This window comes from Thiothrix fructosivorans, from assembly GCF_017349355.1.
Taxonomy (GTDB): Bacteria; Pseudomonadota; Gammaproteobacteria; order Thiotrichales; family Thiotrichaceae; genus Thiothrix; species Thiothrix fructosivorans.
On the sequence record NZ_JAFMPM010000005.1, the window covers coordinates 172208 to 188159 of the forward strand.

A 15952-nucleotide genomic window follows, 5' to 3' on the forward strand; every position below is an offset into this window, starting at 1 on the left:
ATGTAGGTTTGTTGCACCCTGATGCGTATCTTCTGTGTTATGAAAAAGCAGAAGATACAGTGTATTGTCATTGATCAGGATGTGGAAGTGACCGCATTGCTGGATGCTGCCTTGCGCCGTTCCAACGTATTGTTGGAGTTGAAGCAGGTGGCATCGCTTGCGCAACTGATCCCCGTGTTGCAGGAGCTTCAGCCCCACCTATTGTTTTGCCCGCATGAAAAATCAGCACCGTCGTTGGAGCTGTTAGAAACCCTGCAACGCTATTCGCCCGACACCTTGTTGGTGTGGATTTCCCGTGATGAATGGCAGGGCTTAACCACTTGGCTGATGGGCGTGGAGTCCTGCATTCTGCCGCTGAATGACGTGGATTATTTTGGGCAGTACATTGATTTTCTGCTGCGTTATTCAACCATTAAACAAGATTTTCGCAATTGTAAGCACTTGCTAGGGGTGGCGGAGTTACGTTGCCATTGGCTGGTGGATTATTCGTGGGAAGCCATTGCGTACATTTCCCAAGGAATGCACTTGTACGCCAACAATGCCTACGTGACCCTGTTTGGGTTTGAAAGTATGGCTGAAGTACGCTCTATGCCCGTGGTGCAATTAGCCGAAGCCGCCGAACGCAAGGCGTTTGAAGCCATGAGCAAAGCAGCGGATGTGGGCAATAAACCTTCTAACCGTTTACTCATTACCTTGCGCACTTTGGAAGGGGAACGGATGCGGGCAGAAATCCGCTTCATTCCTGCTGTATTGAAAGGTAAACGTTGCACGCAACTGCATGTACGCCCATTGGAACGCAATATACTGAAAGGTGTGTCGCTACGTAAGCAAGATAATCCGTGGGAAGCCAGTGAATTGCGTCTGCAAACGGCATCTGCACCGCCTCCGCCAATGCAACCTGCCGCTCCTGCTGTGGCTGTCGCTAACACGGCTGACACTGCTTCCGGCAGCGGTATGAAAATGGCTTTCCACAAGTTACAGCGCGTGAGTGAACAGTTGCCCACGCTTTATGTGGCAGAACCGGAATTTCGGCAAAAATCCCAAACCTTGGATTATGCGGCATTGGTAAAACAGTTGGTCACGCCCGCGAGTCGCTTTCGTTTGGATTACTGGAATTTAGGGCAAGTTGTTTTGAAACTGTCAGCTCAGGGCAGTGAAAAGCCCAGTTATCTGGTTTTTGTGTCAGTTGGCGGGTCTATTCTGAATAATGAAACTGACCTGAAGCGCATGATTGAGTTGCTGAATACTGCTCCAGCAGCTGCTAAGCGTATTGTGTTGGCGCTCCACTACCGCGATTGCATGGAACAACTTCAGCCATTCAGTAAAGTGGTGAAGTTGTGTAAAGCGGTGGGGGTGCGGTTAGCCATTGATGGCTTGCCAGATGAAGCGCAAGCCTTACGCTTTGTGCAAGCGGTAAAGCCGGTGTTAGTACGCATTGACCCCGCAAAAATCCAGCGTTTGCAAGCGTTTGTGGCGGAATTAGTGGAACACAAATGCAAGGTTATTATTCCGGGAATTCAGGATAAAACCGCTTTGAAAGCTGCGTATGCTAGCGCAGCCGCTTATGTGCAAGGCGGTCAATAACCTAACGATAACAATGACTAACAATTATTAAGCGAGCGTTATTTATGTCGGTTAGCCCTTTCAGGATCGCCCTGATTGTTGATGGCGAATATATTTCTGCTTGGCAGTATTTGATGCTGGAGCGCTTGCTCGCGTCCCCTCATGCCGTGTTGGTTGTGGTTATTTTTCGTCAGTCTGTTGCTACAACGCTATCACAGCGCCTCAATGCCGTTTTGCTCAAAGTTTTGCACGCTTTGGATGGTCGCTTTTTTAGCTGTAAACCCACGGCCCAGACACCCACCAGTTTTTTGCCGCTGCTCGGTGACGTAGGGTGCTATGCGCACGGCAGTAAACGTTATCAAACCTTTGTTAGCACTCAACGCGTGGATGTGGCGATTGAGTTAACAGGACAAGCCGTATTGCCGGAAATGGTTGCTAGTACTACTCACGGTGTGTGGCGGCATTTTTATGGTAATCCTGTGCACTGGTGGGATGATTACACGAATATTCGTGAATACGCGCGGCGGCAAGATGAAATTGTCTCTGGGGTGGTGCGTTACATGGCAGGGCAAGCGGCAGCGGATTGCGTATTTTATGCGACGACCAGCACCGACAAAGTGTCGATTAACCGTGGGGTGGAACGTACCTTGTGGAAAATGGCTGATTTTATTCCGCAGCGTTTGCATGAATTGGCGACGGTGGGTGAGGCGCTGTTTCAGCGGAATATGCGTGAACGTGTGCTCGCACGACCGTTATCATCACAGGATGCGGTAGCACCGGGCTTAATCACAACTTGTCGCATTGCTTTGCGTTACCCCAGTAATTTTTTGCGAAAACTCTATAAGTTTTTGTTTCGTCAAGAGCAATGGATATTGTTGACCACCTCGCATGGCAACGTTACTGAGCTTGGCTTATTGGAAAATTTCCATAAATGGATTCCGCCGCGTGATCGTTTCTGGGCTGATCCGTTTGTGGTTGAACAGGCCGGTGAACAGTACATCTTTTTTGAGGAGCTGATTTACGCACGCGGTATTGGGCATTTGGCTTGTGTGCGTTTGCAGCCTGACGGTTCGCATACTGAACCCGTCAAGATTCTCGAAAAGCCGTATCACTTGTCGTATCCCTTTGTTTTTAAACATCAAGGGCAGTATTACCTCATCCCTGAAACGGCGGGTAATCATACCGTTGAAGTGTACCGTTGTGAGGAGTTTCCACACCGTTGGGTCTTCGAGAAGAATCTGATGGAGAGTGTGGAAGCCTATGACGCGACGTTGCAGGAATACGACGGGCGTTGGTGGATGTTTGTCAGTATGCGCAGCCACCAAAGCTGTTCACCGAATGAGGCACTGTATTTATTTCATGCCGATGATCCGTTGAGCACGCAATGGCAAGCACATCCGCAGAATCCCGTGGTGGCAAGTGCAGCACAGGCACGTCCTGCTGGACGTATGTTTACGGATGCGGAGCAACTTTACCGCCCTTCGCAGAATTGCGCGGGTGTGTATGGACGCGGTTTGAACCTCAATCGCATTACGCAATTGGATCAGGAGTGCTACCGCGAAGAGGTCGTCAGTAGCTATTTGCCTGATGGCGATTTCGACATGAATGGGATGCACACCTTGGGTATCGGGCGCGGCTTATCGGTATCGGATGCGGTGTATATCCACCGCCGTTTAGGACGTTTGGATCACTGGATAGGGAAGCTCAGTGGTTTTATTGATCAGTTGGTGTGGAAGCATTGCTATGTATTGATGGTGCTACCCCTGACATTTTTATGGCTTGATATGTGATATAAGGTTATGACATTACGCAGAAAAATCGCTTTGGTGGTTTACTCGCTAGGCATGGGGGGCGCGGAGAAAGTCGTGTCCGATTTGTCCTTTCAGTTTGCTAAACAACATGATGTAACGCTCATCTTGTTCGATGGCAGCCGCATGTATTACCCCTATGCGGGTGAGTTGATTGATATTCACTGCCCCTCCAAACACGGTTTTCTGGCTAAGGTGTTTAACTTTCTGGATCGTGCCAATCAATTACGGCGTATTTTTAAAATCAAACGTTTCGACACGATTATTAGCGTGATGGAACATGCGAATTTTCCGTCGATTTTGGCGAGCCGTTTGACGATTGCAGCGAATCATTGCAACCCTGAGCGGAATTTTTCGCGCTTTGATTGGTTGTTTGCGCGGTGGCTCTATCCGCGTGCTAAAAAGGTTGTCGCGGTTTCCCGTGAGGGAATGCGGATTTTTCAGCAGCATTTAAACCTGAAAAATTTGGATTGCTTGTATAACCCCGTTAATTTGTACCGTATTCGGCAATTAGCGCAAGAGCGCCCCGCTGTAACCCTTGATGAGCCGTATATTGTGGCGGCAGGGCGGCTTAGCCCTGAAAAAAACTTCACCAGCTTGTTGGATGCGTATGCGCAATCACAGGCGCGAGAATCCTTCAAACTATTGATTCTAGGCGAAGGCTCCGAACGCGCCACTTTGGAACAACATATTAAAGATAAGGGCTTGGAGCAGCGGGTGATTTTACCCGGTTTTATGCGCAATCCTTACCCGTATATCCACAAATCGCGGTGTTTAGTGCTGTCCAGCTTACACGAAGGTTTTCCGGTTATTTTGATTGAAGCACTGGGGTTGGGGCGTCCGGTGATTTCGACGGATTGTGAAACAGGGCCGCGTGAAATCATTGTGCAAGGTGAAAACGGTTTATTAGTGCCGACGCACGATGTGGCAGCATTGACCGATGCGTTGGATCGAGTGTGTTTGGATGACGTATTGCACGCCCATTTTCAAGAGAATGCGATTCCGTCGGTCGAGTATTTAGACATCGAAAAGGTGGCGGAACAATGGCTCGCGCTCTAATTCGCTGGTGCTGTGTCTGTTTAGTGCTGTTGGGGTTGGGCGGCTGTACACCTGAGCCTTCTGGCACGGGTTTGCAAGTGAAAGCGATTGGCGTGTTAGACCGCTTTGCCCCCTTTGAACCTGTCGGTGGTAGTGCGGAAATTGCGCTGTTTGCGGCGCGGAATGAGTATGAAGGTTTTCAATTTGTGATTACGGCGGGAGGTCGTGGCGCAGCAAATGTGCAAGTGCGTATTTCCCCGTTACGCAATGCTGCGGGTGATAGTATTGCCGGTATTGAGGTGTTTCGTGAGCGTTATGTGCAGGTGAGCAAGCCCTCCCCGCATTCACCGTATCCGCCGCAAGCATGGCCGGATATTTTATTGCCTGCTGGCAAAACATCCGCCATCACGGCAGCGGCGTATCGTGCTTTTCCGCAAAATCTTGTGGCGGGTGAAAATTTGCCCGTGTGGGTGGATGTGCATGTTCCTGCTGTCACGAAACCCGGTGTGTATACGGGGGAGGTGCTGGTGACGGCGGATGGGCAAGCTACCGTGTCATTGCCGATTACCCTGACGGTGTGGACGTTTACGTTGCCGGAGCGTTCGCCATTGCGCACGGTATTTGGTACGAATGGCTTCCGTGTGGCGGAGATTTATGACTTTGAGCGCACGGGCGAGTCGGTGCAAGACAATCGCCTGATTCGTGCTTATAACGATTTCATGCTGGATCATTATTTGACACCGGAGAGCCTATGGGATGCGTCGCCCGAAGCGGATGCCACTGGTAAACCCCATTTCCAGCGTACCTTGGCGGGGTTGGGGACGGTGACGGAAAACATGCGTCACTACATGCAGGATAAACACGCCTCGGCTTACACTTATGTGTTTGCGGATAGTTATCCGTTTGCTGATCCGTTGGGTAAAGATCGCAAGAAGGCGCAGCAATTTATACGTGAATACGCCGGATGGTGTGCGGCAAACGCAGGTGCGGAACGGTGTTATACCGATCCGTCGTTTGTGGATGAGCCGGATACCCGCGAGGCGTATCAAGCGGTACAGCGTTGGGGAACGTTTTTTGACGAAGTACGCCTGCCAAAAGGTGAAAAAATTCACTTTCAAGTCAGTGAGCCGCCACTCAATGAACAGCCGGAATTAGGCAATTTAGCGGGCGCTGTGGATGTGTGGATTCCGAAATTCTACGATCTTTGGCGCGATGTCGATCATCTCGGTAAAAAGGTGGTGGAGCAACGTTTGGCGGCGGGTGAGGAAGTCTGGGCGTATACCGCGTTAGTGTTGGATTTTGCCGAATACCGTAAAAATAATCCTCGCGCTGATGCTTTAGCAGGTAACTATCCGCCCGTTTGGCAATTGGATTTTCCGGCGATTAATTACCGTGTGCCAACGTGGTTATTTCATCGTTATGGCGTAACGGGCTTGGGCTATTGGGATACGTTGGCATGGTCAGCAGGCACGGATATTTGGCACGATGCGGCAAGTTTTATCAGCGATAATCCGTCGAGTGTGGTGTTTAATGGCGATGGTTTGTTGGTTTATCCTGCGAAACATGCACAGATAGGTTTCGATGCGCCGCTGGCTTCGTTACGGCTGAAATGGATTCGTGCGTCGGTGGAAGATTACATGTACATCGACTTGCTGTTGCAGGCGGGTGAAACCGACTTTGTGAACCAGCAACTGGGGCGTATTGCTCGCCATTTCGGTGATTGGGATAACAACCCGACCTTATTAATGCAAGTACGGCAGGCGTTAGGCGAACGCTTGGCAAGCCTATGAATACTCTGCGCAATATCGCGATGTTTTTCGTGATGCTGTTGGTATTTGCGTTGCCAACCGATGGTGCTGTCGAAATTGCGGGCATGTCTTTGGTAAAAATTGCGGGTTTGATGGCGTTTGGGCTGACGGCTGTGTTAATGATGATGGGCAATAGTGTCCATGCCGTGTCGAGTTTTCACACGGGTGTATTGCTGTATGTGGCTTGGGTGGTGTTGTCGTATACGTGGTCGGAAATGCCAGTACCGTATGAAACCGCGCAGGCAGTCAGTAGCGAACAATCGTTGAAAAGCAATCTGTATATTTTAATGATTAGTTTGCTGTTGTTTCAGTTGGCGAATACCCAGCAAGATTTGCATAAATTGTACATTGCGTTTGTGTTGGGTTCGTTTTGGCTGGTGTATTTGATGGTGAAAGATTATCAAATTTCCGCGAATACGGTGCGGCATGAAATCAAGCAATTCGATGCGAATGAGGTGTCGGTTAAATTGGCGATGGTAATTCCCTTGGCGATTTATTTGCTGACGCATACGCGAGAATGGTGGTGGCGTTTATTGGGGCTGGCGTATATTCCCGCCGCTGCCTTTACCATTTTGATTACCGGTTCGCGGACTGGGGCGGTGATTATGGTATTGGGATTGGCAGGCTTTGTTCCTACGGTGTTACGCTCTGGGGTAATGGGTAAGATTGCTAGTGTATTGGTCGTGGTGGTAGCGCTGATTGCGATTGCCAATGTGATCCCGCAAAAAACCATTGAGCGTATTTTTACGACCGGAAAGGAAATCTCCAGCGGCACATTGAACGAACGCAGCGTAATATGGGCGAATGCGTATGAAGAGTGGGAGGAAAGCCCGTTTTATGGTCATGGGTTAGGTTCTTTCCGCCGCATTATTAATCCGTATCATGTGGATTACACCGCACATAACAGTTTTGTCGCGATCACTGCTGAGCAGGGCATTATTGGCACAATGTTGTACTTAACGGTGATCACGCTGGCATTGGCTGCTGCGTGGCGCTTGCCCGGTGATGATCGTTGGTTGATGTTACTGATGTTATTGATTGTGATGATTGGGCAGATGTCCCTGACATTGCAAGACCGTATGTATATTTGGTTTGCCTACGCGCTGACCGTTTTGAATCTTTATATTAAAAATAACGCATTAACTGCTGAAAACGTCAATAAGGTTCGCATTAACGTATGAAAAAGATCGCCATTGTCATTGCCGAATTGGCTGCACCGGGTGGTGCAGAAAAAGTCGCAGTGGATCTCGCCGAGGAGTTTCGCCAGCGTGATTACGAGGTGACAGTCGTGAAATTTGCGCGATTACCACCGGGTATTACGCGCCATGATATTCCGGTACGCATGATCAATTTGGACATTCCTGAGCGACCGGGTGGTTTATTGACCCAAGTGTCTATCTTGTTACAGCGTGCGTGGCAATTTCGTAAGTTGTTCCAACGTGAGCAATTTGATCATATTTTTTCGTTTCTGGAAGCCGCGAATGTGCCGTGTGCGCTGGCGTGTGCGGATTCAGTGCTGTCTATCCACCTTGACCCCAGCACCATGACGCGCAGCGAATGGCTGGCATTTCGTTGGCTGTATCCGCGTGCTAAACGGGTGATTGCGGTATCGCGCCAGATGCAAGACTTGCTGGAAAAGCAGGCGCATTTAAAGAATGTGAATTGCATCTACAACCCCGTGAATACCCGTTTGATTCGTGAAAAAGCGCAAGCATCCATCGACATTGACGGGCGTTTCATTCTGGCGGTGGGGCGTTTAGAAAAACAGAAACGCTTTGATTTATTGCTGGAAGCCTTTGCACACAGCCAAGCACGGCAAGAGTGCAAATTAGTGATCGTGGGGCGCGGCAGTCAACAAGAAGCCCTTGAGCAAGGTATTCAGCGCTTGGGGTTGGAGGAACAGGTAATACTGGTGGGTTTTGATCCTAACCCTTACAAATACATGGCGAAAGCAGATTTTCAAGTGATGAGCAGTGATTACGAAGGCTATCCGCTGGTGTTAATTGAGGCATTGTCGCTGGGATGTCCGATTGTTTCGACCGATTGTCCGACGGGGCCACGCGAGATTATTCGGCACGGTGAGAACGGTTTACTGGTCGAGAAAGGCAATATTATGGCGATTGCGGGCGGTATTGACGCGTTGTTTTTTGATGCTGAAATGCGTGAGACGATGCGTCAGCAGGCGCAAGAATCGGTGCGCGGCAATGATATTGCCGCAGTAGCGGATGCGTGGTTGGCAGCATGAGTGCCGTCCCCCACTGCAAAATCATTGCACACAGTGACAGCCCGCATTTGTCGCAGGTGTATACCGGTTTCAGGTTGTTACAACAGGCGGGGGCGCTCAAATTGCACTATGAATTGGGCGATTGTCAGCTTCGCGGTAAAGCCTTGCGTCAGCACGCGCCGCCGTTAGGTGGGCTTTATGTGCAACTGAATGATGGGCATGTGGTGTATTACGATGTCCGCGATGGTGCTGATTTTGATGCAGAAGCGTTAGATGTTGCCGACTTCTATTTCAAACGCAGTTATTCGCGTGCGGATACGCCTGCGCAATATTCCAATAAAGTGATGCCGTTAGGGTTAAATTACGAAATTTACCCCGACAAACCCAGTGTTGCGGATATTCGCAAATGGATGAGTCAGCCGCGTTTATCGAAGTATTTTCTACGCAGTGCGGCGCAAATAGCCACGCAGTTGACGGGGTATCCGTTCTTATTTGTACCTACCTTGAGTCGGGTACAGGCGATGCCGGATGTATCCAGTGAACCACGCATTTTGTTTATGATGCACGCTTGGGACCCTGATGAGATTGCTGATTTGCCTGAAGCGACCCGCGCTGATCGACGTCATGTGAATGCAATGCGTGCCGAGTGTGTCAGCGTGTTGCGGCAAGCGTTTGGGGAACGTTTTTACGGTGGCTTTGCACACAGTGAATATGCGCTTAAACATTACCCCGATGCGTTATTGCCGGATAATCAGTTAGCCGGTAAAGCAAAGTATTTGGAGCTTTTGAAAAATCATGCTATTTGCATTGCCACCACCGGTTTGCACGGTTCGATTGGTTGGAAGTTTGCAGAATACGTGGCGTTTTCGCGGGCGATTGTATCGGAGCAATTAGCGTTTGAAGTGCCGCATGGTTTTCAGCAGGGTAGCCATTATTTAGCGTTTTCAACAGCTCAAGAATGCGTTGAAGTTGTGGCGCGTTTAATGCAAGATACGGCGTTAAGAACGCAGCTTATGCAAAATAATCATGCTTACTATCAGCACTATTTAAAACCTGATCAGTTGGTGGCTCACACTCTCGCGGTTGTTTCAGGGAGTGCCCATGTTTCTTAAGCACGGCATTGTCTATTTTCTGTCGATGTTAGCCCCAGCATTATCGAGCTTTATTGCGGTGGCATTCTATACGCGCTGGATGAATACTGCCGAATACGGCATTTACACCACGGTATTGATGGTCGGATCAAGTATTAACAGCATTATGTTGGGTTGGCTACAAGCGGGGATCATGCGCTTTTGGAGCGATAAGTTGGTTTCAGTCGAAGCGATCCGCGATTTGATTGCTACGGCGGTATTGGTAACGTCGATACTGGTCGCCATTGCTTTATTGCTGTTTGCGTTGGTATCGGGCGAGTTTCATGTGGCTTGGGTTTTGGCGTTGTTATTTGTCGCTACGGCGTTATATGAGGCGTGGCAACGCATTAATTCGATTACGTTTCAGACGAATCATTATCTGATCGCTGAAATTGCGCGGGCGGTGATGATCGTGAGTATCGGGTTATTGCTGGTGCACTGGGGATTTTCATGGATGGGGGCGGCATTAGGTGTGGTTCTCAGTAACCTCATTGTGTTGCTCTTTTCTTCTAGCTTCTGGACATTGCTGAAACCGCAATTTGCCACGCTTGATCAGGCTGTGTTGAAAAAGATTTTAGTGTACGGCATTCCGATGAGCTTATCCGCGATTCTCTTTGGCGTGATTCAAATTTCTGAACGTACCTTGATTGGTTGGTTTAGTGGTTACGAATTGGTGGGTAAATACGCCGCTGCTTATAATCCGCCGCGCCAAATATTGTTTATGATTGCGGGTGCATTAAATATGGCAGCTTATCCTTTGATTATTCATGCGTTAGAAAATGAAGGGGCGGAACAGGCGGCGAATAAAATGCGTGATTATACCGTGTTTTATGTTGGCGTATTTGCGGCGTGTGCCTTCGGATTTATGGGTATTGCTGATGTATTTCTGCCTATTTTGATTGGCGCTGAATTTGTGGAAGCGGCATTGCAGTTCTTACCGTGGGTCGTATTGGCTGTTACCTTTCATGCATTTTATCTGTTCTATATTTCGTTATTTTTTCAAATCAATAAACAGACGATCAAAGAAATTCAGGTGATTTTCTTAGGGGCGGTGGTGAGTGTGGTGTTGAATGTGCTGTTATTGCCGCTCTACGGTTTGATGGGGGCAGCGATTACTGCCATCCTGACGTATTTTGCGTGTGTGGTGTACGGGTATTTTCGGGGTAAAGGTGATTTTCGGGTAGCCTTGCCGTGGGTAGACATCGCTAAAATTGGGTTGGCAGCATTGCTGATGTATGCGTTGATGCACCAGACACCCAGCTTGCCACAGCCTATTGCCACCTTATTGTTGAAAATGTTGGTGGGCGGCGTGTCTTACGCTGTACTGGTTTGGTTGTTGAATATTGGTAATGTGCGTCAACGCTTAAAAGGGAGGCTAGGATGGCTAAGATTCTCTATGTCGTCACTTTGGGTGCGTAGGCGTCTTAATTGCACTGAAAAACAATGAATTAGTACAGCATCTGTACAGTTTTGTCTTGAAAATACCGGTGCGGACACGGTATCTTTAACGGTACTAATTTGACAGCAGGAAACAGATACCGTGGCAGCACTGAAAGACAGATACCTGAGACAAGTTCTAGCCGGTGAAGTTGTTCCAGACAAAACAAAGCTCACCGACAAAAACGGGCTGTACCTGCTGGTGAAGCAATTAAGCAAAGGCGGGGTTGGGCTGTACTGGCGTTTTGACTTCCAATATGCAGGCAAGCGCAAAACGCTATCACTGGGAACGTTCCCGCTTGTATCAATTACGGCAGCAAGGGAACGGCTACTGGAAGCAAAGCTTAACCTGTCGAAAGGCATTAACCCGTCAGTCGAGCGTGAGGCAGCAAAGGCACAGAAAGTATCGCCTGACACATTCAAGTCGCTGGCTGAAGAATGGCTGGCACGCAAGGACGGAGGTGTTGGCCCCGAAAGGCATGACGCCATTACCAGCAAGCTTGAACGCTACGTGTACCCATCAATAGGCAGCAAGGCGGTTCAGGAAGTTATCCCTAAAGATGTGGTCAGTATTCTCAGAAAGGTAGACGGCCTTGGCTATCCGGTGGCTGCGCGTGAAACCATCTCAATCATCGGATCGGTATTCCGGTATGCGATGGCGACAGGGGCTGCCGACAGGAACCCTGCTGACTTGGATTTGGTCGCCTTGATAAAGCCACACGTTAAGCAGCACCATCCAACCATCACAGAGCCAGCAAGGATAGGCGAGCTGTTACGCAAGATTGATGGATACCACGGACATGCAGCGACACGTTATGCACTGCAACTGATGCCGCTGCTGATGTTGAGACAGGGTGAGCTGAGGTCGACAAGGTGGGATGAAATCGACTGGGAGGCCAAGACATTAACGATCCCTGCCATGCGGATGAAACTCAGGGTTCACCTGAAAGAAGCAAACCGTGAACAGGATAGACATGTCGTGCCGCTGTCAACACAGGCGATTGCCATATTCCGTCAGTTGCATGAGATCAGCGGGATGTTTGAGCATTGCTTCCCTAACCAGAGAAACCCACGGTCGTTCATGTCAAGCAACACCATTGGAGGAGCCTTGCTGCGTATAGGTATTTCAGGTGACGAACTCACCCCGCATGGGTTTCGTAGCATGGCAAGTACGCTGCTGAATGAAATGGCTTGGAACCCGGATGCCATTGAACGGCAACTGGCACACGTTGAGCGGAATACCGTGCGACGCTCATATAATCACGGCACGTACCTAGATGAACGCCGGGAAATGCTTCAGGCTTGGGCTGATTATCTGGACAGTCTGCGACTCGGTGGCGATGTCGTGCCGTTCCGAAGGAAGACCGCCTAGCAGGAAAGGAATGTTCAGGGTGTGGTGGGTATCGCTTCGCTCTGCTGCTTATGGGGGCTTTATTGAATGAAGCCCTCGGTCACATAGAGCAAAGCCAAGCCAGCTACAGCGGCAGAACCCCACCAGAAAATGCTGAACACGATCTGCATCCATGACTGCTTAGTGCTCCAAACCTCAACCTCTGCCTCACCATTGACGACCCTGACAACCACCGAAATGTTCAGGTAGTCGATGTCGACTTGTTTCTTACCACCTTCTCTCACCACCATCCGCCCAAGGATTTTCTTCAGTTCCATGACTGTCACTCCCGTAAAAAACTGATGATGCGCCAAATGCCATTACAGGTACTTGGATAACAGAAAAACTATGATGAAGACCACCACAACAGTCCAAAAGGCTTCCTTCAGGCGCTCGTGTTTCTGCCTAATATCATGAAAACGGACATCAACGTCAAGATCAAGGCGATCTAATTTCTTTTCTAGCCTTTGTAATTTCTCATGCAGAAGTTCGTAATTTTGTTCGTTTCGGTCGTCGGTAGATTGCATATTGATTAACCAGATCAGCAGATTATTATTGGTCAGAATTTACCACGACTAACGCCAGCAAAAGAATGACGGCTATCACACAAAAGCAGAAGCCCGGATTTACCGAGCCTCGCTGTGTTAGCAGTGATCTTTCACAATCACCCGTGCATTCGCTTCCACGTACTCACGGAGATAGGTGTTTGCGTAGTAGACAGGTGAGAAGTTGTCGCCAGCAATACGCGGCTTGCGTGCAAGGCGGATGTAGTTGGTGATCACCTCAGCCTGACGACGTGGCTGCACAGACTTCAACTGAGCATGGACAAAGTTCACTACGTCAAGGTCAAGCCCCAATTCCTTCTGTACAGCCTCATTCAATGCCCCATTATCACCAAGAGCTTGCTTTGCCTGAACGCGAGCCAACTTACCAAGATCACCAAACAGACCAGACTTGCGGCGCATATTGAAGTTGTCAATCACTGCCTGTTCAGCATGGATGATGAATGAACCCTTGCCATTGGCCTTGGTTTTCAGCTTCAAGTGGGATTCGATCAGCTTACGGGTAGCCTTTACTGGGTCAGCATCAAAGTCCTTACGGCTGATACGCTTGTTACGGTCAATCAGGTGTGCTGCATTCCAGCCAGCGATGGCATCGCGGATGTGATACACGAAAGACTGACCGCAAAAACCTGCTGACTTATCAGTAAGGGCAGCCACGGTGATTTCAAAGTCAGCCTCGATACGGGCGTTCTCCCAGTTATCATCAGTAACGACACTGGCAACCCCTGCAAGGGCGCGGAACAACTTCCACTTTACCTTGATGGCAACATCATCAGAGCTACTTGAGTCGGATTCACCATCACCTTCACCATCATTCACCTTGGCTGAAATCAGGGAGCGAATGTCTGTGTAGCTCAATAAGGCTTTAGCCAGATTGTTGCGCCCCATTGCAACACCCGCGTCGTCTGCCTCAATGTATTCCTTGATCTGCTCTACAGTTGCCTCACCAAGTTCAGGGTCATGATACCCGCGAACCAAGTCATACTTTTTCTTGGCGTGAATCTCTTCAGCGGTAACAGGCTCACCAGAACCCTTGCCTGCCTTACGGCGGGAAATGTCGGCAGCGGTTGCGTCGTCAATGAGCGGGCTGTTTGCAATAAGGTCGGACTTGACCGCCTCGCGAAGCTCTTTGGCAACCTTGGCAGCATCAAGGTCAACAGTACCCTCACGTTCATCACATTCTTCAATGGTCAGACCCTTCTCAATGAGAGCCGCACGGAGCAGACCAAAGTAATCCCTGTAACGCTGCTCTGTGATGATTGACTGCCCTACCTGATAGCCAGCGTAGTTGGTGAAGCTATTCATAATTACTGCGTAGCGCAATTCATCAGTGACGTGTTCCTTGGCGATAACATCCTTCAGGCTAATCAGGTCTTGCAGGCTGTGGCGAAGCTCAGATGCGTAGATAGGGCGACCACGGCTTGATTGATCAACCTCAACCACAGTGACCGTCTTACTCAACGGATTACGCACCCGGAACAGCATCTGCAATGCAGTGGTGTAGTCGGGGCAGTCTGGGTCATGCACAGCAAATAGGATGGTTGTATCAAAATGCGGCTGGTCAAGACTGATGCCAGTACCCATCGCTGGGGTGTAGATGAAAATGTCATAACCGTAAACCAAGCTGATGTTGTTGCGGATAGCGGCTGCTTCAGCGGAATCAGCACCATCGTCCTCAGTTGCCACCAGCAAGATACGCAACCCGTCAGTCATGGGGTCAGCAGCAAGGATGTCAGCCAACTTAACAGCCAGTGAGCGTGAAGTAACACTGATAGCTGGCTTTTGACCCTTACGGAGAGCGTCAGCAATAGCCTCAACCCCCTGCTCAAACCCTTTGACGAAGACAGCCTTGATGCCATCCCAACGCTTGAATGTGTTCACAACACGGGTGAAGGCGCGGGACGGGAAGAATGTCTGCGTCATCAGTGATGTGCGACTATCCATGTTGGCATCCATCATGATGACTGGCACACCGGAGGCATCCACGAGCTTCACGAAGTCACGGAAGGCATTGAATGAGCCATTCATAATCGGGCTGGCGATAGTCCCTGCAACGCTCTCGCTTTCATCGAAGACCACAGCAAACAGTGTCTTCCCAGTAGATTCCATCGCAAGCCGTACCGCTTCTACGCTATGGGCAGTGGAAGAAATAACATCATATCCAGCACGGCTGCGCTTACTGGCGAGCAACACCTTGTAGTCTACGGCGAATGGGGCAGCAATAGCGCTGCCATCACGGTCGGTGTTCATAGCTGATGCACTGGAGAGTGCCAACTTGGTCAGGTGGGATACGAGTAGGATGTACTGACCTTCAGGAAGGTTGGCAACAAGATCACGAATTGCTTCAGTCTTGCCGGAACCTTCGTGAGACTTCAGCATAATTGCCTTGTGACCGTCAGAAACTAGGTCGCGCAGCAAAACGCCAATATACCGTTGGTTGATTGTGATTTCGTCAGGAAGATCTACAAGTGAAACACCAGTGGCAAGCATCTGGCTGAAGTCAGCGAAAAGACCCGGTAAATCAGCGTGGTTTTCGTGGAATTTCACATTTCCAGCTAAGGAAAGGCTTTTAGTATCTTGATTTGAGATAGGAAAGGACATAAAATGTACCTCACATCGTAAGTTCTCATTCAACCCCAAAGTCGTTGGTCCGTCTTTGGGGTTACTCATTTGGGCTACCTGAAAACCTTCCGGCCTTCTATCTCCCGCGTTAACCACTTCACCCACATACTTGCTACGAATGCCCGTGGGTTGGCTGGCTGTGCCTGCTGCTTTCTCCGCTGGATCTCTGCGGCTACTTGCTGGATTCTCTGTGCATCTGTCATGTCGCACCTCAGATAATGTCACTATCAGTAGTGTCAGGCATTATGGTGTCATGTATCACTGTTTGGTGTCAATAGAGTGGTTACATTATTTGGTGACAGATTTAAAGCAACTAATGAGGCATAAGGAACATAGTATACGAACAAAATACGAACCTTCAAGTTATTG

The 15952-nt window shown here is 49.4% G+C and carries 11 protein-coding genes; 9 read left to right on the forward strand and 2 right to left on the reverse strand.

Going from position 1 to position 15952, the window contains the following annotated elements; genetic code table 11:
• Positions 1-39 precede the first annotated feature (39 nt).
• The 9 genes from J1836_RS01860 (at position 40) to J1836_RS01900 (ending at position 12380) form a co-directional block, all read left to right on the forward strand.
• Positions 40-1584 carry an EAL domain-containing protein gene (locus J1836_RS01860; RefSeq protein ID WP_207249563.1) on the forward strand — a complete coding sequence of 515 codons (1545 nt, stop codon included), beginning with the start codon at positions 40-42 and terminating at the stop codon, positions 1582-1584.
• Between the two features lie 44 nt (positions 1585-1628).
• Positions 1629-3353: a glucosamine inositolphosphorylceramide transferase family protein gene (locus J1836_RS01865; RefSeq protein ID WP_207249564.1), complete on the forward strand. Its 1725-nt coding sequence runs from the start codon at positions 1629-1631 to the stop codon at positions 3351-3353.
• A 9-nt stretch (positions 3354-3362) separates the two neighbouring features.
• Positions 3363-4430, forward strand: a complete 1068-nt coding sequence (locus tag J1836_RS01870) for a glycosyltransferase (protein ID WP_207249565.1) — start codon at positions 3363-3365, stop codon at positions 4428-4430.
• Positions 4415-6199: a DUF4091 domain-containing protein gene (locus J1836_RS01875; protein ID WP_207249566.1), complete on the forward strand. Its 1785-nt coding sequence runs from the start codon at positions 4415-4417 to the stop codon at positions 6197-6199. The genes J1836_RS01870 and J1836_RS01875 overlap by 16 nt, the downstream gene beginning before the upstream one ends.
• Positions 6196-7398 (forward strand): O-antigen ligase family protein, encoded by a 1203-nt coding sequence (locus J1836_RS01880; RefSeq protein ID WP_207249567.1) that lies wholly within the window; start codon positions 6196-6198, stop codon positions 7396-7398. The genes J1836_RS01875 and J1836_RS01880 overlap by 4 nt, the downstream gene beginning before the upstream one ends.
• Entirely contained in the window at positions 7395-8462 is a 1068-nt protein-coding gene (locus tag J1836_RS01885; RefSeq protein WP_207249568.1) for a glycosyltransferase, read from the forward strand. Before J1836_RS01880 ends, J1836_RS01885 begins: the two co-directional genes overlap by 4 nt.
• Entirely contained in the window at positions 8459-9553 is a 1095-nt protein-coding gene (locus tag J1836_RS01890; protein WP_207249569.1) for a glycosyltransferase family protein, read from the forward strand. Before J1836_RS01885 ends, J1836_RS01890 begins: the two co-directional genes overlap by 4 nt.
• Positions 9543-11018 (forward strand): lipopolysaccharide biosynthesis protein, encoded by a 1476-nt coding sequence (locus tag J1836_RS01895; RefSeq protein ID WP_207249570.1) that lies wholly within the window; start codon positions 9543-9545, stop codon positions 11016-11018. Before J1836_RS01890 ends, J1836_RS01895 begins: the two co-directional genes overlap by 11 nt.
• A 93-nt stretch (positions 11019-11111) precedes the next feature.
• Complete coding sequence (locus J1836_RS01900) at positions 11112-12380, forward strand: tyrosine-type recombinase/integrase (protein WP_207249571.1); 1269 nt, start codon at positions 11112-11114, stop codon at positions 12378-12380.
• 59 nt (positions 12381-12439) lie between these two features.
• Here the strand turns inward: J1836_RS01900 and J1836_RS01905 are convergent, their stop codons facing one another.
• A complete protein-coding gene (locus J1836_RS01905) occupies positions 12440-12676 on the reverse strand; it encodes a hypothetical protein (protein WP_207249572.1) in 237 nt (78 codons plus the stop codon).
• Positions 12677-13042: 366 nt separating this feature from the next.
• A complete protein-coding gene (locus tag J1836_RS01910; protein ID WP_207249573.1) occupies positions 13043-15340 on the reverse strand; it encodes a hypothetical protein in 2298 nt (765 codons plus the stop codon).
• Positions 15341-15952: the final 612 nt, after the last annotated feature.